At 59.9% G+C, this 22,461-nt stretch carries 29 protein-coding genes; all 29 read right to left on the minus strand.

Annotated features, from left to right (window positions below):
* Positions 1-24: 24 nt before the first annotated feature.
* On the minus strand, positions 25-3,849 hold the full coding sequence (locus tag E4O98_RS05655; protein ID WP_248134385.1) for a phage tail protein: 3,825 nt from the start codon (positions 3,847-3,849) through the stop codon (positions 25-27).
* Between the two features lie 59 nt (positions 3,850-3,908).
* Positions 3,909-4,568, minus strand: a complete 660-nt coding sequence (locus E4O98_RS05660; RefSeq protein ID WP_228309406.1) for a tail assembly protein — start codon at positions 4,566-4,568, stop codon at positions 3,909-3,911.
* Positions 4,565-5,194: a tail assembly protein gene (locus E4O98_RS05665; protein ID WP_005785432.1), complete on the minus strand. Its 630-nt coding sequence runs from the start codon at positions 5,192-5,194 to the stop codon at positions 4,565-4,567. The genes E4O98_RS05660 and E4O98_RS05665 overlap by 4 nt, the downstream gene beginning before the upstream one ends.
* 33 nt (positions 5,195-5,227) lie before the next feature.
* Positions 5,228-6,001: a Mov34/MPN/PAD-1 family protein gene (locus E4O98_RS05670; RefSeq protein ID WP_005785430.1), complete on the minus strand. Its 774-nt coding sequence runs from the start codon at positions 5,999-6,001 to the stop codon at positions 5,228-5,230.
* A gap of 2 nt (positions 6,002-6,003) precedes the next feature.
* Positions 6,004-6,687 carry a phage minor tail protein L gene (locus E4O98_RS05675; RefSeq protein WP_223017650.1) on the minus strand — a complete coding sequence of 228 codons (684 nt, stop codon included), beginning with the start codon at positions 6,685-6,687 and terminating at the stop codon, positions 6,004-6,006.
* Positions 6,688-6,737: 50 nt separating this feature from the next.
* Positions 6,738-7,076 carry a phage tail protein gene (locus E4O98_RS05680; protein ID WP_005785426.1) on the minus strand — a complete coding sequence of 113 codons (339 nt, stop codon included), beginning with the start codon at positions 7,074-7,076 and terminating at the stop codon, positions 6,738-6,740.
* A 28-nt stretch (positions 7,077-7,104) separates the two neighbouring features.
* Entirely contained in the window at positions 7,105-8,328 is a 1,224-nt protein-coding gene (locus E4O98_RS05685) for a phage tail tape measure C-terminal domain-containing protein (RefSeq protein WP_078820431.1), read from the minus strand.
* Positions 8,329-8,390: 62 nt separating this feature from the next.
* Positions 8,391-8,645: a hypothetical protein gene (locus tag E4O98_RS05690; protein ID WP_032803291.1), complete on the minus strand. Its 255-nt coding sequence runs from the start codon at positions 8,643-8,645 to the stop codon at positions 8,391-8,393.
* A 29-nt stretch (positions 8,646-8,674) separates the two neighbouring features.
* Entirely contained in the window at positions 8,675-9,025 is a 351-nt protein-coding gene (locus E4O98_RS05695) for a phage tail assembly chaperone family protein, TAC (RefSeq protein ID WP_005785418.1), read from the minus strand.
* 8 nt (positions 9,026-9,033) lie between these two features.
* On the minus strand, positions 9,034-9,525 hold the full coding sequence (locus tag E4O98_RS05700) for a phage tail tube protein (protein ID WP_005785416.1): 492 nt from the start codon (positions 9,523-9,525) through the stop codon (positions 9,034-9,036).
* A gap of 92 nt (positions 9,526-9,617) precedes the next feature.
* Positions 9,618-9,815, minus strand: coding sequence for a hypothetical protein (locus E4O98_RS05705; protein ID WP_228391189.1), 198 nt, complete (start codon positions 9,813-9,815; stop codon positions 9,618-9,620).
* Between the two features lie 62 nt (positions 9,816-9,877).
* Positions 9,878-10,888, minus strand: coding sequence for a contractile injection system protein, VgrG/Pvc8 family (locus tag E4O98_RS05710; RefSeq protein ID WP_103733419.1), 1,011 nt, complete (start codon positions 10,886-10,888; stop codon positions 9,878-9,880).
* Positions 10,889-10,897: 9 nt separating this feature from the next.
* Positions 10,898-11,110, minus strand: a complete 213-nt coding sequence (locus E4O98_RS05715) for a tail protein X (protein ID WP_005785409.1) — start codon at positions 11,108-11,110, stop codon at positions 10,898-10,900.
* Positions 11,103-11,486: a phage tail protein gene (locus E4O98_RS05720; RefSeq protein WP_005785407.1), complete on the minus strand. Its 384-nt coding sequence runs from the start codon at positions 11,484-11,486 to the stop codon at positions 11,103-11,105. The genes E4O98_RS05715 and E4O98_RS05720 overlap by 8 nt, the downstream gene beginning before the upstream one ends.
* The gene (locus E4O98_RS05725) at positions 11,486-13,042 is read right to left on the minus strand and encodes a tail tape measure protein (protein ID WP_223017646.1); all 1,557 of its coding nucleotides are present in this window, start codon (positions 13,040-13,042) and stop codon (positions 11,486-11,488) included. Before E4O98_RS05725 ends, E4O98_RS05720 begins: the two co-directional genes overlap by 1 nt.
* Before the next feature lie 127 nt (positions 13,043-13,169).
* Positions 13,170-13,742: a phage tail assembly protein gene (locus E4O98_RS05730; protein ID WP_032877507.1), complete on the minus strand. Its 573-nt coding sequence runs from the start codon at positions 13,740-13,742 to the stop codon at positions 13,170-13,172.
* Positions 13,743-13,922: 180 nt separating this feature from the next.
* On the minus strand, positions 13,923-14,429 hold the full coding sequence (locus E4O98_RS05735) for a phage major tail tube protein (protein ID WP_005785401.1): 507 nt from the start codon (positions 14,427-14,429) through the stop codon (positions 13,923-13,925).
* The gene (locus tag E4O98_RS05740) at positions 14,429-15,595 is read right to left on the minus strand and encodes a phage tail protein (protein WP_248134388.1); all 1,167 of its coding nucleotides are present in this window, start codon (positions 15,593-15,595) and stop codon (positions 14,429-14,431) included. The genes E4O98_RS05735 and E4O98_RS05740 overlap by 1 nt, the downstream gene beginning before the upstream one ends.
* A gap of 2 nt (positions 15,596-15,597) precedes the next feature.
* Positions 15,598-15,771: a hypothetical protein gene (locus tag E4O98_RS05745; protein ID WP_003189022.1), complete on the minus strand. Its 174-nt coding sequence runs from the start codon at positions 15,769-15,771 to the stop codon at positions 15,598-15,600.
* 90 nt (positions 15,772-15,861) lie between these two features.
* Entirely contained in the window at positions 15,862-16,098 is a 237-nt protein-coding gene (locus E4O98_RS05750) for a tail fiber assembly protein (protein WP_005785396.1), read from the minus strand.
* A 9-nt stretch (positions 16,099-16,107) separates the two neighbouring features.
* The gene (locus E4O98_RS05755) at positions 16,108-16,860 is read right to left on the minus strand and encodes a hypothetical protein (protein ID WP_005785395.1); all 753 of its coding nucleotides are present in this window, start codon (positions 16,858-16,860) and stop codon (positions 16,108-16,110) included.
* A gap of 53 nt (positions 16,861-16,913) precedes the next feature.
* On the minus strand, positions 16,914-17,444 hold the full coding sequence (locus E4O98_RS05760; RefSeq protein ID WP_228309401.1) for a phage tail protein: 531 nt from the start codon (positions 17,442-17,444) through the stop codon (positions 16,914-16,916).
* Positions 17,441-18,079, minus strand: a complete 639-nt coding sequence (locus tag E4O98_RS05765) for a phage tail protein I (protein ID WP_248134390.1) — start codon at positions 18,077-18,079, stop codon at positions 17,441-17,443. Before E4O98_RS05765 ends, E4O98_RS05760 begins: the two co-directional genes overlap by 4 nt.
* Positions 18,076-19,071, minus strand: coding sequence for a baseplate J/gp47 family protein (locus tag E4O98_RS05770; RefSeq protein WP_248134392.1), 996 nt, complete (start codon positions 19,069-19,071; stop codon positions 18,076-18,078). Before E4O98_RS05770 ends, E4O98_RS05765 begins: the two co-directional genes overlap by 4 nt.
* On the minus strand, positions 19,068-19,400 hold the full coding sequence (locus E4O98_RS05775; RefSeq protein ID WP_005785388.1) for a phage baseplate protein: 333 nt from the start codon (positions 19,398-19,400) through the stop codon (positions 19,068-19,070). Before E4O98_RS05775 ends, E4O98_RS05770 begins: the two co-directional genes overlap by 4 nt.
* A gap of 9 nt (positions 19,401-19,409) precedes the next feature.
* The gene (locus E4O98_RS05780; protein ID WP_032877515.1) at positions 19,410-20,021 is read right to left on the minus strand and encodes a phage baseplate assembly protein V; all 612 of its coding nucleotides are present in this window, start codon (positions 20,019-20,021) and stop codon (positions 19,410-19,412) included.
* Between the two features lie 3 nt (positions 20,022-20,024).
* Complete coding sequence (locus E4O98_RS05785; protein ID WP_248134394.1) at positions 20,025-20,540, minus strand: hypothetical protein; 516 nt, start codon at positions 20,538-20,540, stop codon at positions 20,025-20,027.
* 23 nt (positions 20,541-20,563) lie between these two features.
* The gene (locus E4O98_RS05790) at positions 20,564-20,902 is read right to left on the minus strand and encodes a phage holin family protein (RefSeq protein WP_005785384.1); all 339 of its coding nucleotides are present in this window, start codon (positions 20,900-20,902) and stop codon (positions 20,564-20,566) included.
* A 590-nt stretch (positions 20,903-21,492) separates the two neighbouring features.
* Entirely contained in the window at positions 21,493-22,236 is a 744-nt protein-coding gene (locus tag E4O98_RS05795) for an XRE family transcriptional regulator (RefSeq protein ID WP_177327421.1), read from the minus strand.
* Between the last annotated feature and the right edge of the window lie 225 nt (positions 22,237-22,461).

The following is a 22,461-nucleotide window of genomic DNA, read 5'->3' on the forward strand; positions in this document are numbered from 1 at the left end:
TCTCTCCTGTTGATGGGTTGGTGATTAACCCCAGATCCCGAATCGAACACGCAATACCTGGTTAGCATCAAACACTTGAACCAATTGATTGCTGATGGTCATCCGGCCACCGCCCCCTACCCCGTTAAGTTCCAACCCCCCCGCCTTGTCAAGCTTCCAACCACGGACACCCGGCTGATAATCATTGGACTGAATAACCTGACCAATTTTGGCGTTAGTGATCGTGCCGTTCTGAATGAATGCACTATCGATAAACGTCTCAGTCCCCCTGACTGCGAAGGGCGTTGTCGGCTTACCCGGGGTATTTTCGTTATAAATCGCAAACTGATCCGCCGAAATCAGAAACTGACTTTGCAACCCACCTGGACCATTCTCGATGCCCAACCCAATACCGGCGAACTTATAACCACCACCCGCAGCAACTTGCATCCGCACTGACCAATTCGCCGCCAACTTCCCATTGGTATCCGCAATCGCCGAGGCATTGGTCTGGATACTCACTGACTGTTGGTTAACTTTGGTCTGTACCGTTTCAATGCTTTGGGCCAGCGTTTTATCCGCAGTGGCCAAGGTCGTCAGTCGCGTATCGATCGATGCCGAGTTGTTATTGACCTTTGCATCCAGCTGCGTAACCCGCTGGCCAAGGGCTTCATCTCGGGAGGCAGAAGCGCTGTCTACGTTGGTGATACTGGCCTGGTTCTGACTGACCCTTGCATCCAGCCGCGTAACCCGCTGGGCAAGGGCTTCATCCCGGGAAGCAGAAGCGCTGTCTACGGTGGTAATACTGGCTCGGTTCTGATTGACCCTCACCTCCAACGCATCCGTCTTCATTGCCTGGGCAATATCACCCTCGGCAATCGCCGACATCACCGACCAAGTGCCAGCCATGGAAACGTCATCGCCCGCGAATGAGGTTTGCTCGTCACCTGCCATCTTCGGGTTGACCTGGGCATACACCCCGTCGGTTTTCTGGGCAGTACTGGTGACCTTGCCGTCCACCGTCTCAATCGCCGTTTTGTTCTGCTGGATCTGCAACGCCAGTGCATTGCTGGTTTGCACCAGGGAGCCAATGTCCAGCCAATAAGCCGCGTTAGGCGGTGGGCTGTTAGCCGGTACTGCCTGGATAGCCTGGTAAAGATGACTCTCCTGGCGTACAAACTCGCCACTGGCATATGCCCTGGCCGCGTCGTACAGCAACGCATCCGTGACTTGATCAACCAGTGCTTGCAGTTCTTTACGGGTATTGTCCAATCGGTCGTTGACCGAACCCGAGCCAGATCCATCAATCAACTCGATACGGTCGAGCAAGTGCTTGCCCAGTTCCGTCTCGCTGATTTGCCCTGCGATCAGATCCAGAATCGGCGACGCATCCGAACTCGCTTGCCCGTTGACGCCCGACCCGCTTGGAAACCACGGCCCGATATTGCCCGTGCGATCCACCAACCGTGCCCAGAAAAACAACGATGTCCCCGCCGCCAGCCCCATCATGGTCAAATCGGTCTGCGGATAGGCGTAATCCCCCAACTTGGTTGCCATCGCCAAATCAGCGGTTTTCCCGTACCAGATCTCCGTGCGTTGCAAATCCGCGGTGCTTACACCCTGCGGAATCTGCCATTTGACCTTGATCGCAAACACCAACGACTCCGTCGTCAGCGCGGCCACGGTCGGCGGCAGTGTGGTCTTGCCGTTAAGTACAGTCTCTACAGACTCGCTATACAGGGAGCCGATATCCAGCGCGTTGATCGCCCGCACCTTGGCCACATAACGCCCGGCATAAATGCCGGACACCTCGATAGAACTGCCGCCCGTGCGGCCAGCGTAGACCCACTCACCGTCGTTCTTGCGCCAGTAAGCCTCATAGGCAATGGCATTGGCCGCCCGCTGCCACTCGATGGTCATGACATTGACCGCGCTGCCTTGCTCGACGAAATGGTCATTACTGACCGTTACCCCGGTAGGTGCTGCTTGCACGCTCGGCGGGATCACGGTGATCGGCGGGCTGTCGATTTTGGCGCCGTTGTCGATGGCGGCAAATTTGCTCGGTACGTGCTTGACCGCGCTGAGGCTGTATTTGATTTCGTCATCCGAAAAGTCTTCGGAAATCGACAGTACGCGAAACTGTTGCAAAGCCAGGGTCGCGGAGTCGATGGCCCAGATCGATTGGGCCGGCGGGAGTTCGTCGAGCTTGGTTTGCAGCACTACCAACTGTTCATCCGCACCTGCGGCGCTGACGGATTTGACCGCTCGGGACACCGCCTTGCCGTTGGGCATTACCAGGGTGATGGTGTCGCCGGCAGTGGCGGTGACTTCGGCATCCAGGGTCAGGCTGTCGAGTGTGGCAGCACGCAGGCGCCCGCCAATGCGGCGGCCGGCGCGGTCGTTGTCGGCCACGCGGATGATCTGGCCGGGCCGCGCCAGGGTGCCGTCCAGGCCGACCGAGAAGGTCACGCTTTCGGTTTCCAGGCGGTTGGTCAGCAACGCCCATTTGCCGATGCGCTGGGCTTGCGCCTGGGAGGTACAACCGGTGGCACTGATTTCGGTTTGCTGGATGCCGTAGCGCGCGATGCCTTCGGCGTCGTCGACGTACTGCACCTTCTGGCGATAGAAATCCGTCGGGTCATTCCAGCTGACCAGGGCGACGGTGTAGCGGGTCTTTTTCGCCGAGCCGCCGTAGATGAATTGGCCGCCGATGACGTTGGCGTTGGAGTAGGTGTAGACCGGGTCCTCCGGCATATCCGCCACCGCCATCACCGAACCCGCGCCCCAATAGGCCATGCCCCGGAAGGTGGTCGCCAGGTCTTGCAGCACCTTCAAGGCATCGGCGCGCACCGACAGGTACAGGTTGCAGGTGAAGCGCGGTTCGGTGCCGCCCTTGCCGTCGGACACCGGCTGGTCGCAGTACTGGCCGATGCGGTACAGCTCCCATTTGTCCACTTGGCCGGCGTTGAGCAGGTGGCCCAGGCCATAGCGTTGGTGCAACAGCAGATCGTAGTAAATCCATGCCGGATTGTCGGTCCAGGCGGATTTGAACGTGCCGTCCCACACGCCGCTGTAAACACGGGTTTGCGGGTCGTAGTTACTCGGCACCTTGATGATTCGCCCACGCAGTTCGAAAGAGCGCGAGGGGATCGACTGGAATTGCGCGGCATCGAATTGCAGACCGATCAACGCCGAGCCCGGGTAGCGCAGCTTGGCATCAATCACCTCGGTGGAAGACTCCACGGTGGTGGTATCGGCAATCGCGCCACTGGTGGAGTTCGGTGTGATCCGCCGCACGCGCAGGGCCCAACCCACTTTGGCAGGGGGCAAGTCAACGCGGTGGGAACGTTCGTACTTGGTGGTGGTTTTACCGCTGAACGCGGCGGCCAGCACCTCTGTAAACGCACCGCCGTCGGTAGACAGGTCAATGGCGTACTGCACGGTATAACCGTTGGTGTCGCCGTTGCTGGTGTTGGTCTGCGACAGCCGCGTAACCGCCAGGCGTATCCGCACTGCCGACAATTGCAGGTTGGAGTAGGACTTGGTCCAGGGCTGATCGCTGCGCAGCTCGATGGACACCGGGCTTTCGTTTTCCACTGCCGGGAAGCCGGGGATATGTGACTGGTCCTGGCTGCCATTGCGGGTGTCGAGGGTCACGCCACTGAAGTTGAGGCTGCCATCGGCGTTGGCCAGCGGGGTCTCGTCGAGAAACACCGAGCGCTTATCGTTTTTCAAACCGACAATCTCGCCTTCGCTGACGAGATCGAGGATACGGGCATAGGCCGTACTTTGCAGGCTGTCTGGCGCCTCCACGGAGGGACGGGGCTTGGACGCGCCGCCTTTGCTGCCAGCGAGAGTGAGGTCAGTCATGGCTTTCCTTCAGGCGAAATAAAGCCCGCACTTGGCGGGCTGGTTGAAGAGCAGGAACGTTAGAGTTGATCCTGGGTGTAGATCCCGGCGCTGATCACCGAGCTGCCGACGATCAGTTGGCCGTAAAGCAGGCCTACCGGGTTGCCCTGGGCGCTGGTGTTGACCGGTCCGTTGAAGCTGTAGCTGGCGCGGTTGTTGGGGCCATCTTGCGCCGCCAGGCCCTTGGGCACGGGTGACAACATTTGCATTACCCCGCCCATTACCATGGAGGCGCCCATCATGATCAGGCTCGAACCAAACGGTGCGCCGGCACCAAAGGTGCCGCCCGTGATAATTGCGCCAACGACGATCAGCACCGCACCGACAATGGTCTGCAGGGCGCCTGCGCGCTTGCTGCCGATCAGCACTGGCGCCAGGCGGATGTCGTCATTGCCGACAGGGGCACCGAGGCGCTCCTGGGGAATGTTTTGCTTGCCCATGAACACCGAATAGGTCAGCCCGTTGTCTTTGGATTCCATCAGGAAACGTTCAAAGCCAGGCAGGAGAATGCTCAGGGCCCGGATGGCTTCTGAAACGCTACTGACCGCCAATCGATGCACTCTGCCAAAGCGCGCACCCAGCACGCCGTACAAGCGAACCGTGCGCACCTTTTCAGTGGCGGCTTGTTGTATGGCTGGCACGCACGTTGGGGAATCGGGAGTCACCGCAATCTTCCTCATAGTTGGTCCTGTGCATAAATGCCTGCGCTGATTACCGCGCTGCCTACCGTCAACTGACCATAAAGCAGGCCCACCGGGCTGCCTTGAATGCTTGTATTGACCGGCCCATTGAAGCTGTAACTCGCACGGTTTTCCGGACGGTCCATGGTTCCCAGGCCTTTGGCCATGGGTGACATCAACTGCGCGACGCCACCCATGGCCATGGAAATCCCCATGCTCGCGGCGAAGGTCCAACCGGTGGTGGATGAAGCGCCGATCAAGGCAGAGGAACTGCCCGAGGCCAGACCGCCAGAGAAGTACGACGCAGCCACAATCAGCGCCACACCAATAATGGTTTGCATCGACCCTGCGCGCTTGCTGCCCATCAGCACCGGTGCGATACGGATATCCGCAGCGCCTGGAGGTGCCTTGAGGCGATCCTGGCCAATGTTGTCGCGGCCCAGGAAAATCGAATACGTCACGCCCCGGTCCTTGGACTCCATCAAGAAACGCTCGAACCCCGGCACCAGAATGCACAGCGCATGGATCGCTTCCGAAGCATTGCTCACCGCCAGCCGATGCACACGCCCGAAGCTCGCGCCCAGGCTGCCGTAGAGGCGCACCGTCCTGACTTTTTCATGATGCATGGCATCCTCCAGGCGAATGATCCGCCGATGTGGTTAGTGTTTGGCCCGCAGGCCATGTCGCCAATAGCTGACCGTCACCTCGCCCCAATAGCCGCCGTAGGTATCGCGCTTGCTGTCGCGACCATACAGGTGGTGCAGGATGGAACCTGGGGCCGGGTAATGCTCGGGTTCGCTTTGCAGCACGCCGTCGGCCAGGTAGATCGCGGCATGGTTGGGCACTGGCGACCGGATCTGCATCAGCACGATATCGCCCTGTTGCAGTTGGCTGACCTGCACGAAACCGGCGGCCGGCAGGTTGTCCAGGTAGAGGTTGCCGCCCTTGTCCCACCAACCGTCTTCACGCTGATAGTCGCCAAGCTCGATGCCCAGCTCGCGGCGGTAGTAGTCGAGGATGATGCTCAGGCAGTCATGCACGCCGTGGGCGAAGGCACGACCGATCAGGGGCGCCTGGTAGCCGTTTGGCGTGCAACTGGCCCATTCACCGGTACGCACCTGTCCGTCGTCGTCGGTGCGTACCTCAACAATGTGCCAGGGCAACCCGGAGGCTTCGCACGCCACGCGGTCTGCTTCACTGGGTGTCGCCGGACAATCCGGATGGCTGTGCACCACCGCGAGAATCTCGCCCCGCTCTTCGGCGCCAGCGTAGTCCTCGGGTGCCAGGCGAAAGTGTTCGCTGGGTGTGCTCGCCGTATTTCGACACGGCACATACACACGCTTGCGCCCTTCACGAATCAGCAGGCCGCAGCACTCATGGGGATACGCGGCCACGGCGTGCCGGGCAATCGCCGCCAGATTGGTCTTGTTCATGCTCAGCTCCGCAATAGTCCGGCTGCCGGGAATGAGCCGTAGGGAAGTGGGTTGTTCTCGCCGAAACGCAGCTTGCAGCTGGTCAGCCGCCCACCGCATTTATCCTTGGCCGCGTCGGTGACAATCACGTCATTGGCATCCGCCACCGGGCCGCCGTTGTAGCCGCAATAGGGGCCGCGATAACCGCCGCAGCTGAGCCACCAACATACGTTGGCAACGATCTGTCGACGGGGCAGTTGCACGCCGTTGAAGTCCAGCGCGCTGGCCAGTTCGAACTTCACCGTCTCACTGCTTTCGGCAACCTTGCGCTCGACGTACCAGATGTCTGGCGGCAGTTCCTCTTCCGGGTCAGCTTCGGGCTGGCCGTCGAGGTACTTGGCCAAAGTCCGATGGCGGATCAGGCGCGCGCCTACCAGGTCTTCGAAATACAGCACCAGCGCCGTGATGAAACCGCCGACGTTGCCTACGGCCAGTGTCGGCGTCGGTTGGGTGCCCTGCCCCGACATTTCGAAGCCCTCGGCCTGGATCGGCCAGGGTGAATATTCGTGGCCCTGCCAGAAGATCGATGACTCCTTAGGGTAACCGTGAAATCGGTACAACTCGGCACCCAGGGGGGTGGCATCGAGCTCGAAAAGCTCCACCCAGGCCCCGGGCTCCAGGGTCTGGATATCTGCAGTGATGGACATATGATTCTCCGGGCAAAGAAAACCCCGCACTACGGCGGGGTGGAGGCGCGCTAGGGGTGGAAGGCTTGCTCGAACGTTGCCGTCAGGGAGTAGAGCCCGGCGCCCATGGGCGTTGGCTGGTAACCCTTGCAGCGATACAACGCAGGCGCTGCCAGTGGTGCGGTCCAGTTGAACGCCTTGGCGCCGGCATGGCGATCAAGGAAAGCAACGATCGCTTTGATGCGCGCTTCATCACCCACGAACGTCAGTGGCCAGGACTGGGTCTTGTTGTTGATCCCGTCCGCTGCCGTTTGCTGGTAGCCATCGCCGAATTTGGCCGTCTTAAGACGAAACTCGACGCTGCCGACGGGCTCCACCTTGGGCACCCATGTGAAAGTTTCTGTGCTCATGTTTTCTCCAGGCGTAAGCCGTTGATGATCAGCGGCCATTGATGGCCGACCAGATTTGCCCGCCCGGCTTGAGGTCGCGGGCGATCTGCTCGGCGGCGCCCTGACGGGCAGAGCCGGCGTAGGCGCGGGCAACGTTCTGGGCGTTGGTGTCGGTGCCTGAGCCCTGGCCGTCGGCAACGTTGATGGTTTGCTGGATCACCACCTGGTTGCTGCTGGTGCTGCCTGACTGACCGCCGCCCAGTGCGCGCACACCGAGGGAGCCGTCGGAGCCACGACTCAGAGGCATGATGGCTTCGGGGCCGGCTTCGCCGAACAGGGCCATGGGGGCCAGGGTTGGGCCTGAGGCGACGGAATTGGTGAAGGTGCCGCCGTTGGCGAAGGCTTGAACACCGTAGTTCCAGGCGCTCCCTTTCGCGTTGTAATGAATACCCGCCGTGTTGAGCTGGGGGTTAAAGGTGTAGCTGTTAGCACCGACACTGGTGGTTGTCGGAGTGGGCGTGCTGCTGCCCAACCAGGCGCCCACTGCCGAACTGGCCAGCCCGAACAACGAACTCAGCGCACTGGATGCCGCGGTCTTCGCCGCCATCGTGGCCATGTCCTTGAGCACTGACGTGGCGAAATCCGAAAAATTGAATTTGCCCGTGGTTGCGAACGTCAGCACCGCCTGGTCCATCTTTTCGAAAGCACTGCTAAACACTGCCTTCGACTGCTCGGCCGCCGTGCCTGCCTTGGTCGAATACTCTTCGAATGCGCTGCTCGCCCCCTGGCGCCAGTCATCAAGCAACTGCGTCATTTCGGCGAAGTTGCTCTTTACCTGCCGGGTCTTTGCGTCGTCCAGAAATGCCATCGTCGCGTCGTCACCCGAAGGCGTCGGTACAGCCTCTGCGTACGGCCCACCCACTGGAAACTTCAGCCCCGCCCGCTCGGTGTAACTGGACTGCGCATCCAGCGCGCCAACAAAATCATTCTGCGCACCCTGGCTCTGCTTGAGCACTTGCACCAGTTGCGCATTTTTCTGGATAAATTTTTCCGCCGCATCCGTGGCCGGGTCATAGGCCCTTTGAAAGCCCTTGAACTGGCCGGACGTGACCTGTAGCGCAGCTGCGGCAGAGGCGCTGACCTTTTTACTGGCGTCCTCGATCTTCTGCTGCATCTCGCGCATGCTGTTTTCGGTAATCCGCGACGCCTTCGCCAGGGCCTGCTCCAGGCTGCCGAGGTTGAGCGTCAGATTACCCTGGGAAGCAGTTGCCATAGGTTTCTCCGGGTCATGGATAAAACCCGTCGAAACGGGTTTCAAGGAAAGTGGCGTCGTCCTTAACGCCACTCGTTCATCGCACGTTCAAGCGACACACCCCGGCGCAGCTCGTGGGGCATGAAGTCAATCATCTCGGCCGTGCCGCCGCCCAGCCGGTGGGTCTGCAGCGCCACCAACGCGCTGCCCGCCTCCAGCCGCCTACCGGCGTGCAGGGAGCCATATCGGTCGATATAGCGTCCCCAGGCCAGGGCTTCGTGGTAGGTCATGCGTTCCTTGGCTTCGGCGATCGTGCGGCCGCCCACTCCGTTCAGCACCAGTTCGTGCCAGAACTCATCGGCGGCCGTCAGCTCTTTGCGCCACCACCCTGGGTGCCATTGACCTCATTGACTGCATTGAGGATCACAAACCCCAATGACGGCTCAAGACCGAACGCATCGTCGTAACTCAGGGCTTCATCACCCTCGGCCCCCAACGACACTGAGGCCGCGAGGTAGCTGGCGTTGCGGCTCTGTGCCGACTCGCCCTGGCTGAACAGACGTTCGATCACACCGAACGACTGGCGACGGATGTGCACCGTGAATGTGTCAGTCACTTGCTTGCCGGTTTTGCTGTCCAGGTGCGTCCAGCTGATGTCTTTCTTCACCGGCTGGGCATCGACGATGCCGCCCTTGGCTTTCAGTTGTTTGAGGTTCATGGCGTCTCTCAGACTTTCTTGATCCAGGCGCTGGCGCCGGTGCGTTGGATGGTGACGGTGGTGGTCACGACTGCGTTCAGTGCGAAGTTGAACGGGAAGTCCGAGACGTAGCCGTCGAATGTGAACCAGGTGCGGGTTGCCGGCAGCTCAAAGCCATCGCCCTTGGCGTTGACGGTTGGCAGCACGTCCTTGCCGTCGGACCAGCCCACCGCCCACTTCACGCCGGTATCGCCCTTGGCCTCGGAGAGCTGGTGCAGGCGGATATGGCTGGCGTTGGTCGGGTCGGCGTTCAGGCCCAGGCTCGCCGTGCCAGGGGTACGCAAACCTTTCTTGTAGCTGCGCTCTTCGGCATTGAGGCTGGTGTCTTCAATCTGCTCGGCCGGGGCACCGCCCGGTTCGAACGAAGTGGCGTGCTCGACTTCCAGCACGGTGTAGGGCCCGGTGCCGGAGACCGGCGGGACGAGGGCAAAAATCTGGGTACCTTGGGTAAGAATCGACATCGAATGTTCTCCATGAACAATAAAAAACCCGCGAAGGCGGGCTGTGGGGTGCAACGGCTGTGTTGCTGCGTGCAAGGCAGGTCGAGACGGGATCAGGGGGCCGGTTTGCCATCCAGATAAGGCGGCGCATTCGGGTCCGGCTCTCGGCTCTTGATCAGGTCGACCAACGCCTGGTTGCTCTGGGCCAACAGTCGAATGGCCGCGTTGAGCGCCACCTGGCCATCGGTCTGGGTTTGCAGGGCGGCGATCAAGCGGTTGATCGCGGCCAATTCTTCGTCGTTCATAGGCATCTTGGTTCCTGTATCGCTTCAGGTCGGTAATGGGGAGCTTCAACGGCGCGCAGTAGTGACGATCAAGACGCCAGTCCACTGGCCATGATCGAGCTGCGATATCCCGTCGCCGGGTCGCCAACGTGGGTCACTTGAGTAATCGACCAGCGCCCCTGCATATACGAAGGCCAGGTTTCATCCAGCACCAGCAAGCCTTCGGCAGCGAGCAAAGGGTTACCGGGGCAATCGATCTGCAGCTTCAAACCTTCACGGCCCACCCGGCGCAGTTCGCCTTCGGCCACGGCGCGGGCTTCGGCTTCGTTCTGGCAGCGCTGGCGCACGGTCTTGAACGGGGCAATCCCGACCTGGACCATGCGCTGCTTGCCAGCCCCGGAATCCCACCAGCTGACGCGGCTGCCCATGTACTTGGAGCGCGATTTTTCGTCGAGCTTGGCGGTGATAAAGGCCTGGTCTCCCGGGCGGTTGTCGTGTGTCACAGACAGCTTCACTTCGGGCAGCAACTGGCCGGTAAGGGACTTGGCCTGCCCCGCTTCGGCCAGCACGTAAAGCTCGTTAAACGGCTTGGTGACCGCGTTGTAACGCTTGGCCAGGCGGGTGATGAAGGCCATGTCGCTTTCGTTGGACTGGTCGATGTGCGCAATTGCAATGCCGTCCAGTGTCGGTGCCACTCGCGGTGAAAAACCATGGCGGCTGACCACTTGGCGAAACAATGCCCCCAAGGTAGTCGGCCCATGGCTGGCGGAGCGGCGCTGGCGATAGCCGCTTTTATCCGCCTCGCTGAAGGGCGCGGCGGTCGCCACGATCATCAGGCGCATCGGAAACAACACTGGGGTGCGTTGGGTGACAACAAACTCGCCTTTTTCCACCAAGCCGGTTTCCTGGTAACCGACGCGCAGGCCAATCTTGCCACTGAGGCTGGGCAAGCCCTCCAACCCTTCTATATTAAGGGTCAGTTCCAGGCGGTCAGTCTGGATACCCGCGGCGTCGGTGTGGCTCCAGTGCATCAGGCGTTGATTGAGCAGCGCCGCGTTGGCGCCGTAGAACTCTACGATCGGGGTAAATCCCTGTGCCATGCAGCCTCCTTAATCCCAGGCCAGAACGGGCCGTACAGCAGCCGGCCGGGCTTGCATCTCAGGCACGACCACCCATACGCCTGCCGGCAGTACCGGGCCGTATTCAGCCAGTTCAGGGTTCAAGCGCCAGAGGGTTTCTTCCGCCGCGTCATCGCAACGCCCCAGTTCGCGGTAGAGCAGCAGGTTGACCGAATCACCGGCAATACTTCGCACTCTACGCATTGACGTACTCCTCCAGCTCAAGGGTCCAGGTCATGACCATGGCAGTGCCGTCATCGATCACATTGCTTTGGGCTTCCACCACCGAATTGATCCGCCACAGGCCCCAGTTACGGCCGATACCGTCGACCAGCGGCAACGGCGCCCGCGCATTTTGCAGAGCGCGCAATTCGTCCAGGCGCTGCATGCCAACGGCGTACATGGCCGTGCCGCTGAAGGTGAGTTTTTCCAGCTTCTGGCCGCTCTGACGCGACTGCGGCTTGCTGGCAATAATCGCCAGGTCACTCCAGCCGCCGTCGCTGTTGCGGGCCAGTGTGGAATAGGCGAACCCTCGGGATAAGCCAAAAATAAAGTCGCCCAGCACCATTTGTTGTCGCATCAATCACCTCCTGAAGGATCGGCCAGTGCCGCGTTGCGCCGGATGCCCAGGGAATCGGTGACCATCGGCACGCATTGAAACTGCAGGGCCTGGATCACCTGATTGACCACTTGCTGGGCGTCCGCCGGATTAACGCCGGTGATCTGGATGCTCGGTGAGAGCGTGACCTGGACGTTGTCCGTTCGCGCGCTGTTGAGCTCTTTACTCAGCGCGTTCGGCGCAGGTAGACGATCGCCTGAACCGAACAACTTGTCCCCAAGCCAACTGCCGGCTTCGCTGCCGAGCAAGCCACCGATGGCGCCACCGACTGCGGTGCCAATGCCAGGGAAAACCAGCGTGCCGAGCGCGGCGCCGGCGGATGCTCCCGCCCAGGCGCCGCCAGCAGTGCTAAGGCCAGCACCGACGGCCTTGGCGTCGCCATTGCGTACGCCCTGGATCACATCCACGGCGGTGTCGACATACTTCAGCGGGCCAAGGCGGCGTACGGCGGACGATTCAAGCTTTGCGAGCGTCCCCGACAGTCCAGGGGCCAAACCCTTGGGCCCACCCTGTGCTGCGACTCGGTCTGCCGAAGCGGCTGCGTAAGAGGTCAATGAGTTGCCGGAAATACTGCGTGTAGTCTCGCTCACCCGTTTGCTGTCGAACGCTAGCTGCGGCTGGCCCATGATATTGACTGGCGGCGCAGCAGGGGCTGGCGTGACAGTAGGCTGCGATTTGAGATCCGTCCGCCTTCTGACCTCTGGGATTTTGACCTCGCGCGATTTTATTTGACGGGCCTTGTTACGCTTGCCGCGCGGCCTCCTGGGATTATCTTTGGGGCGTGCCTTCTCTTCTTTCCTGGCGGTCTCACCGACACTCTCTGGCAACTGTGCGGCAGCGCTATCAAGCGGGCCGCGAATCTGCGCAGGCAGTGCTCCCGTGCAGCAACAGTCCTTGCCTTTTTCAGCACCCTTGCCGTTATCGTCCTTGAGCCACTTGGCACCCTTCGGATACCTGGCAGCCACCGCATCAATCGCCTTGCCTGAAAGACGGTCTTTGGCTTTATCCCACAAACCGGTGAACACTTCCTTGCCGACGAACTTGACGGCATCCGTGGCCAGTTCAACACTTTTTTCCCCCCAGGACGGATTAGCAGACGCAGGCTTGTCCTGCTTGCTTTCTGCGACTCCCGCGCGGACCTCTGCCGTCTTGGTTGCCAGCGAATTGGCGCTAATGAACAGCGTGCTGGTGAGCGTTTCCAGCGATTCGCGCAACCGAATTTGCTCTTGGGCCAGAGCGTTGATGTCCACACTGACGGTGATCAGCGCCGAGGTCAGCTCCGGCAGTGGTTGCGGCTGGGGTTGGAGTTGCGGCTGCGGCTGCGGTTGCGGCTGCGGCTGCGGCTGCGGCTGCGGCTGCGGCAACAATAACGGCGCCGACTGTGGTACCGATTCAAGGCTGACAGGCGCGGCGAGGTCTGCGGAAAACGGCGCCAGCACATTGCCCAGGTCCGCATCGCCAAGCAGCCAACGCTTGTCCTCCTGGACGAGCCTGGTCCCAAATTGAGTTTCTTGCATCCCGCTTACTCCTGTTTAACGCCAAGGCGAGTGATCGCTATGTCGTAGCGGCGCAATGCTTTTCCGGCGTCCCAGTCGAGGATCTCCGCCTCATTGACCGAGTAGATCAGCGGCACCACATCGAGGATTACTTCGATGTCGCGCTGCGAAAGAAGTCCGCCGGTTGATTTAAAAAATCGTCGATACGCTCCTGCAGTTCCGTCCAGTCGGGCACGGTCAAGCCGGCCAGGTCAGGGATCATCAGGCCGGTGCAATGGGCGGTGATGAACTCGGCGCGCTCTTTGTTGGTGGCGAGTTTTTTCATCACCTTGGTGGCGCGCAGGGCAGGCATTTCCAGGGGCAGTTCGGTCAGGGTTCGGCCGGCTGCGTTCAGGGGCAATAGCAACTGGACGGGTTGGTCGTGGGGTGTCGCTTCATCCGCATTCAGGAAGAACGACGTCGGGCGCGTCGACATCTCGTGTACGTACTGGGCAATGCTCACGTAGTCAGGGCGCTTGAGCTGGTCGAGCTCTTTTTCCGACAGGCCAGTGGCGAGTTTCGCCAGTTCGAAAAACTGATCGTCCTCGTCATCACCGGCCCGGGCCAGCGCGTCTTTTTGCGCGGCGTAGAACAACGGTTTTAGCTGAACCTGCTGGATCGTCGCGCCGGTGTCGGCGGTGATCGGAGCCAGCAGGATGTGCAACGGTGGCATCCAGGCCATGGGGCAATTCCTTGTAGAACGGTATTGAAAAGCACGGGAATCCCAATCTGAGCGCGGTCTCTGTGGGAGCTGGCTTGCCTGCGATAGCATCAACTCGGTGCTCCAGACGCACCGAGTCGCCTGCATCGCGGGCAAGCCCGGCTCCCACATTGACCGTGCCCGCTTCGATTGCAGTTATCCTTACGGCATCAGCACGGCGCGGCGCGCATCGCCCAGAATGTCGACGCCGTTGAGCACGAACTTCTGGGTGCGCACGTCGATGTCGATCACCGAAACGCCATTTTCCAGACGGTTGTAGGTACGGCAGGACAGTTCCAGCGTGGTGGTAGCCTTGTCGCCCATTTTCAGCTTCGCCTCCTCCAGGGATTTGAGCTTGCCGCCGACGGTGTGGTAGGTGAAGTAGGTCTTCCCGTCCTGGTCCTGGCCGGCTTCACGCACGTTCAGCAGGATGTCGTCGCCCATGCGCACGCCCAGGGCCAGCATGATTTCCGGACCGGCACCTTGCAGCACCAGCTTGGCATTGAGCACCTTGCCGCTCTTGGCCATTTCCTCGGCGATAAAGCGACCGCCGGACATGGGCTCCATGTCGAACTCGATCTTCGGCGGGGTGAACTCTTCCACGGTTGCGGACAACGGCAGGCCTTGAAGGGTGGCCGCAATGGCCTGTCTGACTCGGTTGGTAAACATTAGAGAACGTCCTCCAGGAACTGCTCGATGATTTCATCGCGGGCGTTGAGTTGATAAACCATGTGTTCGTTCGGCGCGTAGCGGCCGTAGTCGATAACGATGAACCAGGTGCCGTTCTTGTACTTCTCGACGCTGTTCAATTCCGGGTGCAGGTATACGCTGCCGCCAGGGATGGTCTCGTCGGCCACCAGGGTTTGCAGCCAGTCGTTGATGCGCTTGACCTCCTGGTCCATGAAGGACTTGGTGAGGTTCTTGGCCATGGCTTTCTGGCCGGCCTTGACCAGCTTGCGGCTGATAGCATCTTCCAGGCCGACGTAGCTGATGAACTTGCCGGTGATGGAGCGGTTACCCAGCAGCGAGAAACCGCCGAGGATGGTGCGGGCGTAGTAGCTCACGCCGTAGCGGTTGAGCAGGTCCCCTTCGGTGGAGGTATCGAGGATGTTGTACTCGACCACGCGGGAAACGTCTTCGGCGAAGGTCACCTGGTTGCCCGGGCTTTCCCACTGTTTGACCTTGGCCAGTGCGGCGATGGCCAACGAGGATGGCGACAGGAATACGTTTTTCTTCGCGGCCTTGGAGTACACCGACGGCATGTTGTGCACCAGCAGGCAACGGTCGAAACCGAGGTCGGCACCGCCCAGCTCGCCGCTGTAGGTCACTTGATCGGCCACCGAAGCGTCCTTGCCATCCAGTACCACACGCGCCTTGATACGCTTGCCGAAGGAGGCAAACTCACCGGCCACGGCCTTGGTGCCGGTAAAGCCTGGAGCGCCGATGATGGTCAGGTCTTCAGGCACGCTGCTCAGGGCCGCCAGGCCCAGCTTGCGACCGGTGACCGGGTCGTTGCCGCCGATCGCATTGTTGATCGTATCGGCCGGGGTGGCGCCTTCTTCGACGATGACCACATAGACCGGCACCTTGACCACTTTGAGGATCTGGTACACCGCCTGGAACAAGGTGCCCGACTCGGTGCCGGTGGGGTCCAGCAGCGCCTGGGTGGTGAAGCTGTTGATACGGAACGGGGCGTTTTTCGGGATCGATGCGTGGGCGTTGGGGGCAGTGCCGACCAGGCCGATCACGTTATCGCCAAGGCCCCCCATGGCCTCGGGGGATTCAGTGGCATTCACAGTGATGCCGTTGTGCTCGAAGTTCAGGACTTCTGCCATGGTTATTCAGCCTTCTTGGGGGTGGAGTTGAGGACGCTGGTCAGTTCCAGGCGGCCAGCGGTGCGCAGGGCGGATGCTTCGACGTCGAGCAGTTCCAATTCCTCGCCAGCGGTGGACCAATGGCCGTTGCCGATGGGGAATGGGATGAGGACGGTGTAGGTTTGGCGGGTGGGCATGGGTGAAAAATCTCCGGGTGGAAAATACAAAAGCCCCTGTTGAGGAGGAGCTTTGGGGAGGCGAAAAAAAACCGCTTTCGCGGTTATCAGTTATTTCAGGAAATCTGGTTTGGATGGCCAGAGCACTGCATCAGGGTTTTCTCCCTGATCTGGAATATCACGCAGTTTTTGACGATACTCAGCGAACAAGAGCTTATGGGTGTCGAGCATCGGATAGTCTGGCATTGCTGCATAATCACTCGCCGACAAGTCTTGATCCCTTGCCTTACGAATCATTTCCCACTTGATAATCGGATGAAGTTCAGCAGGTATAAATAGTGGTTTCATATTCTCTCCTCAGCCTAGGGCCAACATCGTTCCCCAATCACCTGGGTTGGTTACAACGCCTGTGCATGCCCCTGCGAGCATCACCTCAACAACGCCAGTTGACGAGGTGCGCATCGGGTGCAGATGGTAATAAGTTCCAAACAACTCTGTAGGAGAAATAACACTGGAGCACCAGCGCCATTTGCCTTTTTCAACGCCATTACTCCATGCTCCAGACACGTTACCCTCCAAAAGACGTACGAAGGCACCAACGGTAAGGTAGGAGTTCTGCGGTACTGCACCAGAGCCATTCGCGAGCGCCATATCGACAGTGTAAGGGAACGCGAGCCAAGGACTAGCGTCTGACACCGACCACTTCATTTGCCACAGATGTACCAACGTGCGCCAATAGTCGCTGGCCCTGATTTCAAAATTTGGATATTGCTCACGCACATCTGCCTGCACCTGAAGCAAGAAATCCACATCAGCTTGCGGGCGTCCGGCCGCTTGAGAGGCAGTGGTGATAGTTCGCAGCTTAGTCGGCGTCACTTCAGCGTGAATCCCCCAATTTTCAATCAGTGTTCCATCGGCATTCGGGGACAAATTGAAGTTCTTGGTGACCGCCAATCTTGGGAGTCTATTTTTCAACTCCGACAATTGAGCGTCGTACGCCTGGCGGGCATCGACTATCGCCTTGTCAATTTCTCCGACTTTTCCGGTAATGACGTTAGTCAAGTTATTTGCCGCGCTTACAACGGCAGCAAGTTGCTGTTCGGTACTCAAATGAATGCTCCTAAACGCCTGGATAGCGTCATGTAAAATAAATTGAAAACGCTCTATTTTCTTTCGACTTCCATCACTCGAAATAGAACCCCTACACCGCGTGCCATATTGTCTATGCTCGCAGCTGATAAGGCCGCAATTTCATCAGTCAATAGCACATTCAAATTGTCGCTACCCACCACAATCGTCACGCTATCCGTCGGCAACGGCGAAACATCCAACGTAAACTTCTGCAGCACCCGAGCCGCCGCCGCCTTATACGTCAGCAACTTCCCCGCCACGGAATACACCGCCAGCAAAGTCCCGCTTGCGAGGTAAAAACCGAACTCGCCAATCTCATATTCTCCGTCGCCATCAAACAGCGCGGCCATCCTGAGTTGGCGCTCGCCCAGGTCTTCGTAATCGACGATGGCCACCCGTTGTCGCTCGTCACGCAAGGCCACTTCTGTGCCGTCGGGGTTGTAGCGGCCGGTGCCGCCGCCGATGTGGGTGATTTGGCCTTTGAGGCCCTGGTTCTTTGCCTGCAGCACTTCATCCAAACCTTTGGAAGTGAAGCGCACCAGGCGCGTGATTTCATCTGTCATGGCTGCGCCCTGAGGTCGTAGTCGTTAATGGTGTAGTGCTGGGCAACCCCGGCACTGTTAAGCCGAGCAACCAGCGCCAATTCCGGCAACGCGCCGTTTAGATAAAACTCGCCATCGCTTAAAGGGGCGTCGAGCACTTGCGTGAATGCAAGGTGACCTTCGGTTTCATGCACGATGGTGATCGTCGCCTGATCGCGCTCACTCTTGGCCGCATTGATACGCCGGATCAGCCGGTTGTGATCGCCGCTGGACCAACTGCGCCCGATGATCGCCTGTACGTCGAAGGTGTAAGGCACACCCAAGGGGCGTTGCTGATACCAGGCGCTGATGTTGGGAGTGAAGCCCAATGACTCCACCGCATGACTCAGCGCCTTGGGCGTACCGGCCTGGCGCTGGATTTGCCAGGACAAGGCCACGGTCAGGCGCTTTTCCGCCTCGCTGGCCTCGGCATCCCATTCGCTGACGCCGCGGTCGGCGGCTAGGTACGGGAGGAATTCGCTGGGGGTTTGAAGTGGGTTCATCAGCACTGGAAACGGCGGCGTGACGCGCTCAAGCAATGTGCCGAAGCCCAGGTCCAGGGCCTTTTCCAGCGGTGAACTGTTGGCCGGCAACAGACTCGCGTTGGGTTCACTCATAGCGTGCGCACCTCCACCTCGACACCCGTGCAATACGGGGCCTGGAACGCGGTGCTGACAATCGGCGCCAGCGGTTCCAGGATCTGCAGTTGCGTAGCACCGGCGCTGTGGATGGCGTAGTCGATCCAGCTGGGGTCGACCCGCCCTTCCAGCCGATGGCAGGACTCTGCGTAGTCTTGCAGCAGTTTCTGCGCCGCCACTTGGGTCAGCCCCGAGTCCGGGCCGGCGTTGATCTTGGCCACCACGCGAATTTTGTAGGGTTGAATTTGAGCGCCCTGGACGGTGACAAGATCGGTTTCCGGCCTTACATCCGGCCGTGCGAAATGTCGACGTACACCGTCAAGCAAGTCCGCAGACGGCGTGCCGTCGCCCTCGCGGGAAAGCACAGTGACCATGACTTCACCCGGTGCGGTGCGTCGGGCGTTGCCATCCTTGACCTGGGCTGCATAGCCATCCGGATCGAAGGTGTAGATGACGCTCACCACTCCCGGCGTCGCGCTTTGCACTTTCACCGCCGGGCGCTCGCCAAGGGTGAACACTTCGCGGCGATACTGCATCCGCGAGCCCGCTGCCGGGGCGTGGGGGGCCAGGTAGTAACGCAGGCGAGCGTCGTCGTCGCTTTCCAGGGTGGGCGGCACGGGCGGGAACGCCGCCGGGTCGCCAGGGTCGAGCACTTGGCGTTCCAGGCCCATATCGGCCAGGCGCGCATCCAGGTTGCTGCCGGTAGCCCACCACGCCAGCATCTGCTTGATGCGGGCGTTGTATTTGCGCTCGTGGGTTTGCAGACGCACGCAAAACGCTTCCAGGGCCAGGGTCAGCAGTTCGCTTTCGTTGTCGAGGCTGGCCTTGAGTTTGGCCGCGCTTTGCGGCGCGCGGGTGGCGACGTAGTCGATGACAAACATCTTGAACTCGGCCAGCAACGGTTCGAACTCATCCACCTTGATGATGGTCGGTTCCGCCAGTTGGTTCTGGCCGGGGATCAACATACTCATGTCACGACCTCGAAGGATTGTTGGCGGTTTTTCCAGGTACCGGCAAACCGCAGCAGCAGGCCGGCGCCTTGGCGAGTGGCGACGATGACCTGGGGGTCAAAATCGCTGATGCCGTTATGGGTGTTGTAGAACGCCTGGGCGGCATGGCTCTGGGCGAGAATCAGCAGGTCGTCGCCGAGGTTTTGCCCGAGCAACTGCGGGATCAGCGAGCCATACAACGGACGCTTTTGCCGGGTGCCCACGGGGGTGGTCAGCGCTCGGGTGGCGCGCTGCACAAATTGCAGCCAGTCATCGACGGCTGCCCCGGTGTTCCTCTCGATTCCGAGCATGGGATGTCCTTATCGCGGGCTGATGACGCGTCCTTGATGGTCCACTACCGGGCCGCTGAAGTGAGCTCCGCCAGCATCCAGCAACAGGCTGGTGCCGCCGATTTGCAAAGTGATGCTCTGGGCATTCATGGTCAGGCTGGCGGCGCCGACGTTAATGTCGACCTGTTCACGGGAGCCGCTGACGGCGGTTGGGCCGTTGACCCAGTTGAAGGTATGGCTGGCGTCGTCGTAGTCGCTTTGGGTGCCGTCTTGATGGCGACGCCTGGTCAGCGTCGCGACGCTGGAGACCGGCGGAAAGCGATCACTGTTGAGGCCGAACAGCGCCACTGACTGCACGCCGCCCTCCCCACCACCGTAGTTAAGCAATAGGCATTGCTCGCCCACCGTTGGAATGCGGGTTTCCGTTTGCGCACCGGCGCTGGGGTTGAAAAAGCGGATCGCCGGGGTCAGCAAATCACCGTGGCTGACCTTGCAGGTGTTGCTGGCCGCATCGACCTGCTGGCAAATGCCAATCCGGCAGAAGCTTTCAGCGCGGCGGTAAAGGTCTTCGAGTTGGGTCTCCATCTCTGCCAGGCGTTCGACGATCGGTCCCAATTGCATGCGTAACAGCGCGTCGAACATGGGCTACTCCGCCAGTGGTTTGTATTGGGCCGGGTCGTCGATGTTGGAGACGTCCCAGGTGCAGGCAAACAGCGGCTGGCCTGTAGGATCTTCAAGTAACGGCGGCCCCAGATAGAGGGTTTGAGTGAAGGAAACCGTCCAGGTGTCGTAGTCCGTATCAAGGGTGCTGCGCACAGCCGGAGCGGCGACGATATTTGCGGGCAAATCGCACTGTGCCTGGGGCAGGTCCCAACGGTTATCCAGCACAAGGTCCATGAGTTGGCTGGCCAGGTCGCAGGCATCGAACGGCAATGCCCCGGGGGCGACCATGGCCCTGAGTGAAATGCTCAGCACGTGAGCCTTGCGCCCTTCGCGAGAGCGAATGCCCGGGCCATTGCCTTCGACTGTGACCTGCACACCGGTTTTTTCAGTGTCGCCCTGGAAGTCCTGATGACTGCCGACCTTGAGGTCCGGGAAGGCTGCATGCAGCGCAGCGCCCACGGCCTGAGGCAGTTGGGATGGCTTTTCGATAAGCGTCATTTTATGTAGCGTCCTTGCAACGATTACTGCGGGTCCTGGCGGGAGCCTTGGTTGATCCCGATGCGCTTGGCCGCCCACCGCTCATAAAGGCCGATAGCCACGTCGGCACCGGCCATGGCGGTCAGGCAACCAATGGCGCCGGCGGTCCAGATCGACATCCCCGCTGCGTAGCACAGCATCAGAGCCGAAACCCCGCAGACCATGCACGCCCCGGAACGCAGGGCCAGGCGTCGGATCAGCGACCAACCGCGAGCCCCTTCCTTATCGGCGCGCCACATCTCGCCGGATACGCCGCCGATCACGGCCAATACGATGACCAGCCAGATAGGCATTTCCGCTAACGCTTGCTGTTCATTTGTCATGTCACGCCTCCTGGCTGAGCATTTAATAATCCATATTTCATTTACAGATGCTTCGATAGGTAGGCATTCCAAAAAGCCCGGTTGCCCGGGCTTTTCAGTAATGCTGTCCTCGGACTTTCGGCGCTACTGGCGCGGTACGGTCCTTTCCTCGATGTTTTTCCGACCACGATCCCTGTCTGCCGGATAACTGCTTCTGGTGCTTTACGCTGCACACCCGGGTCAGTTGCCAACCCTCTGAACCGTCAAGGCCGGTTCATCGCTGCCTGTTTTTGAAGCGTTGAAACTAAAGAGCGTCGGCATCCTTGCCGGTATTGCCTGGCATCCCTGCCATCGCTTCGATGGCGTCCTTGCCGATGTTGCGTGCCTTCCTTGTCTTCCTTGGCAGCATCCTTGCCACCTCCACCAGGCCTTGTTGGCTGGCTTGAGATGGAGAATATGCATGTATGCATATACAGTCAATGCATAAATGCATTTATTTTTGCTATGGAAATGCACAAATGCATTTGAGGCCTTGCCAGCATGGGGTTTGCCGGTTTTTTCGGGGCGAAAAAAAACCCGCTCATGGGCGGGTTTCGTCTTACGCGAGGGGGTTAGCGGGCGTACATGCCCCACCAGAAAACATGACCGAGGATGCTGATCTGCTCATCCTGTATATCCTGGAAGCTGTAGTCCTCATCCGGATGCTCATCACGGTTGAAGCTGCGCAGGCGAATCCCGGAAGGCAGGCGGTAGAGCTGTTTAACTCGCAGCTGGCCGTTGTGATTGATGGCATACAGATCACCATCGACGATATCGCCAATGCCGCTTTTACCGGCGTTCACGCCAACCGTGGCGCCGTCGCGCAGTACCGGCAACATGCTGTTGCCGCGTACCGTCACGCACTTGGCCTGGTCGAACTGCACGCCGTTATGCCGCAGACTGCGCTTGCCGAACCGCAGGCTGGCCTTCTCGCTTTCCTCGATGACGAATCTTCCTGATCCAGCAGCCAATTCAACCTCGCGCAGAAAGGGGATCGACACCTCGTCATCATTGACGGGGGTGTCGTCGTCCCACAGGCTTATGTCCTTGAGTTCCGAATGCATCGGGTCGCGCCCGTCATCGCGCAAGGCTCCCACCGCAGCGCGCCCGCGCAGTTGGTCGGTGCTCACGCGAAAATACTCGGCGATACGGGAGATGTGTTTATCCGACGGATCAACGATCTTGCCGCTGAGGATCCGGGACAGTGTGGATTGAGGCACGCCGGTGCGCCGATGAAGCTCCGTGGGGGAGATCCGGTCGCGATCCAGCAGCTCTCTTAAGACGATAGAAACATTGCGTTTTTGCATAACGCGGATAGTGACGGGAGTTTTTAAGGTTGGCAAATGCTAATTTGCATATTTATGCATTAAACATCCAATTGTGTTTAGCTTGAAAAAAAATACTGTATATCCAGACAGTTAAATACTCACTATTATTGCGAGCGCCTGAGGTAAGACGCGGCAAATGAACAGCCTCCCTTGCTTATCGACAATTCAGGGGCTATGTATAAAACTCGTCAATCACCTAGCCAGCAACGACGG

Origin of the sequence: Pseudomonas sp. W2Jun17 (assembly GCF_023127795.1) — a bacterium.
Lineage (GTDB): Bacteria > Pseudomonadota > Gammaproteobacteria > Pseudomonadales > Pseudomonadaceae > Aquipseudomonas > Aquipseudomonas synxantha_A.

Excerpts from the sequence above, each read along its gene's own strand:
- E4O98_RS05655 (WP_248134385.1), bottom strand. The coding sequence starts at position 3,849 with ATGACTGACCTCACTCTCGCTGGCAGCAAAGGCGGCGCGTCCAAGCCC.
- E4O98_RS05660 (WP_228309406.1), bottom strand. The coding sequence starts at position 4,568 with ATGAGGAAGATTGCGGTGACTCCCGATTCCCCAACGTGCGTGCCAGCC.
- E4O98_RS05665 (WP_005785432.1), bottom strand. The coding sequence starts at position 5,194 with ATGCATCATGAAAAAGTCAGGACGGTGCGCCTCTACGGCAGCCTGGGC.
- E4O98_RS05670 (WP_005785430.1), bottom strand. The coding sequence starts at position 6,001 with ATGAACAAGACCAATCTGGCGGCGATTGCCCGGCACGCCGTGGCCGCG.
- E4O98_RS05675 (WP_223017650.1), bottom strand. The coding sequence starts at position 6,687 with ATGTCCATCACTGCAGATATCCAGACCCTGGAGCCCGGGGCCTGGGTG.
- E4O98_RS05680 (WP_005785426.1), bottom strand. The coding sequence starts at position 7,076 with ATGAGCACAGAAACTTTCACATGGGTGCCCAAGGTGGAGCCCGTCGGC.
- E4O98_RS05685 (WP_078820431.1), bottom strand. The coding sequence starts at position 8,328 with ATGGCAACTGCTTCCCAGGGTAATCTGACGCTCAACCTCGGCAGCCTG.
- E4O98_RS05695 (WP_005785418.1), bottom strand. The coding sequence starts at position 9,025 with ATGAACCTCAAACAACTGAAAGCCAAGGGCGGCATCGTCGATGCCCAG.
- E4O98_RS05700 (WP_005785416.1), bottom strand. The coding sequence starts at position 9,525 with ATGTCGATTCTTACCCAAGGTACCCAGATTTTTGCCCTCGTCCCGCCG.
- E4O98_RS05705 (WP_228391189.1), bottom strand. The coding sequence starts at position 9,815 with ATGCCTATGAACGACGAAGAATTGGCCGCGATCAACCGCTTGATCGCC.
- E4O98_RS05710 (WP_103733419.1), bottom strand. The coding sequence starts at position 10,888 with ATGGCACAGGGATTTACCCCGATCGTAGAGTTCTACGGCGCCAACGCG.
- E4O98_RS05715 (WP_005785409.1), bottom strand. The coding sequence starts at position 11,110 with ATGCGTAGAGTGCGAAGTATTGCCGGTGATTCGGTCAACCTGCTGCTC.
- E4O98_RS05720 (WP_005785407.1), bottom strand. The coding sequence starts at position 11,486 with ATGCGACAACAAATGGTGCTGGGCGACTTTATTTTTGGCTTATCCCGA.
- E4O98_RS05725 (WP_223017646.1), bottom strand. The coding sequence starts at position 13,042 with ATGCAAGAAACTCAATTTGGGACCAGGCTCGTCCAGGAGGACAAGCGT.
- E4O98_RS05730 (WP_032877507.1), bottom strand. The coding sequence starts at position 13,742 with ATGGCCTGGATGCCACCGTTGCACATCCTGCTGGCTCCGATCACCGCC.
- E4O98_RS05735 (WP_005785401.1), bottom strand. The coding sequence starts at position 14,429 with ATGTTTACCAACCGAGTCAGACAGGCCATTGCGGCCACCCTTCAAGGC.
- E4O98_RS05740 (WP_248134388.1), bottom strand. The coding sequence starts at position 15,595 with ATGGCAGAAGTCCTGAACTTCGAGCACAACGGCATCACTGTGAATGCC.
- E4O98_RS05745 (WP_003189022.1), bottom strand. The coding sequence starts at position 15,771 with ATGCCCACCCGCCAAACCTACACCGTCCTCATCCCATTCCCCATCGGC.
- E4O98_RS05750 (WP_005785396.1), bottom strand. The coding sequence starts at position 16,098 with ATGAAACCACTATTTATACCTGCTGAACTTCATCCGATTATCAAGTGG.
- E4O98_RS05760 (WP_228309401.1), bottom strand. The coding sequence starts at position 17,444 with ATGACAGATGAAATCACGCGCCTGGTGCGCTTCACTTCCAAAGGTTTG.
- E4O98_RS05765 (WP_248134390.1), bottom strand. The coding sequence starts at position 18,079 with ATGAGTGAACCCAACGCGAGTCTGTTGCCGGCCAACAGTTCACCGCTG.
- E4O98_RS05770 (WP_248134392.1), bottom strand. The coding sequence starts at position 19,071 with ATGAGTATGTTGATCCCCGGCCAGAACCAACTGGCGGAACCGACCATC.
- E4O98_RS05775 (WP_005785388.1), bottom strand. The coding sequence starts at position 19,400 with ATGCTCGGAATCGAGAGGAACACCGGGGCAGCCGTCGATGACTGGCTG.
- E4O98_RS05780 (WP_032877515.1), bottom strand. The coding sequence starts at position 20,021 with ATGTTCGACGCGCTGTTACGCATGCAATTGGGACCGATCGTCGAACGC.
- E4O98_RS05785 (WP_248134394.1), bottom strand. The coding sequence starts at position 20,540 with ATGACGCTTATCGAAAAGCCATCCCAACTGCCTCAGGCCGTGGGCGCT.
- E4O98_RS05790 (WP_005785384.1), bottom strand. The coding sequence starts at position 20,902 with ATGACAAATGAACAGCAAGCGTTAGCGGAAATGCCTATCTGGCTGGTC.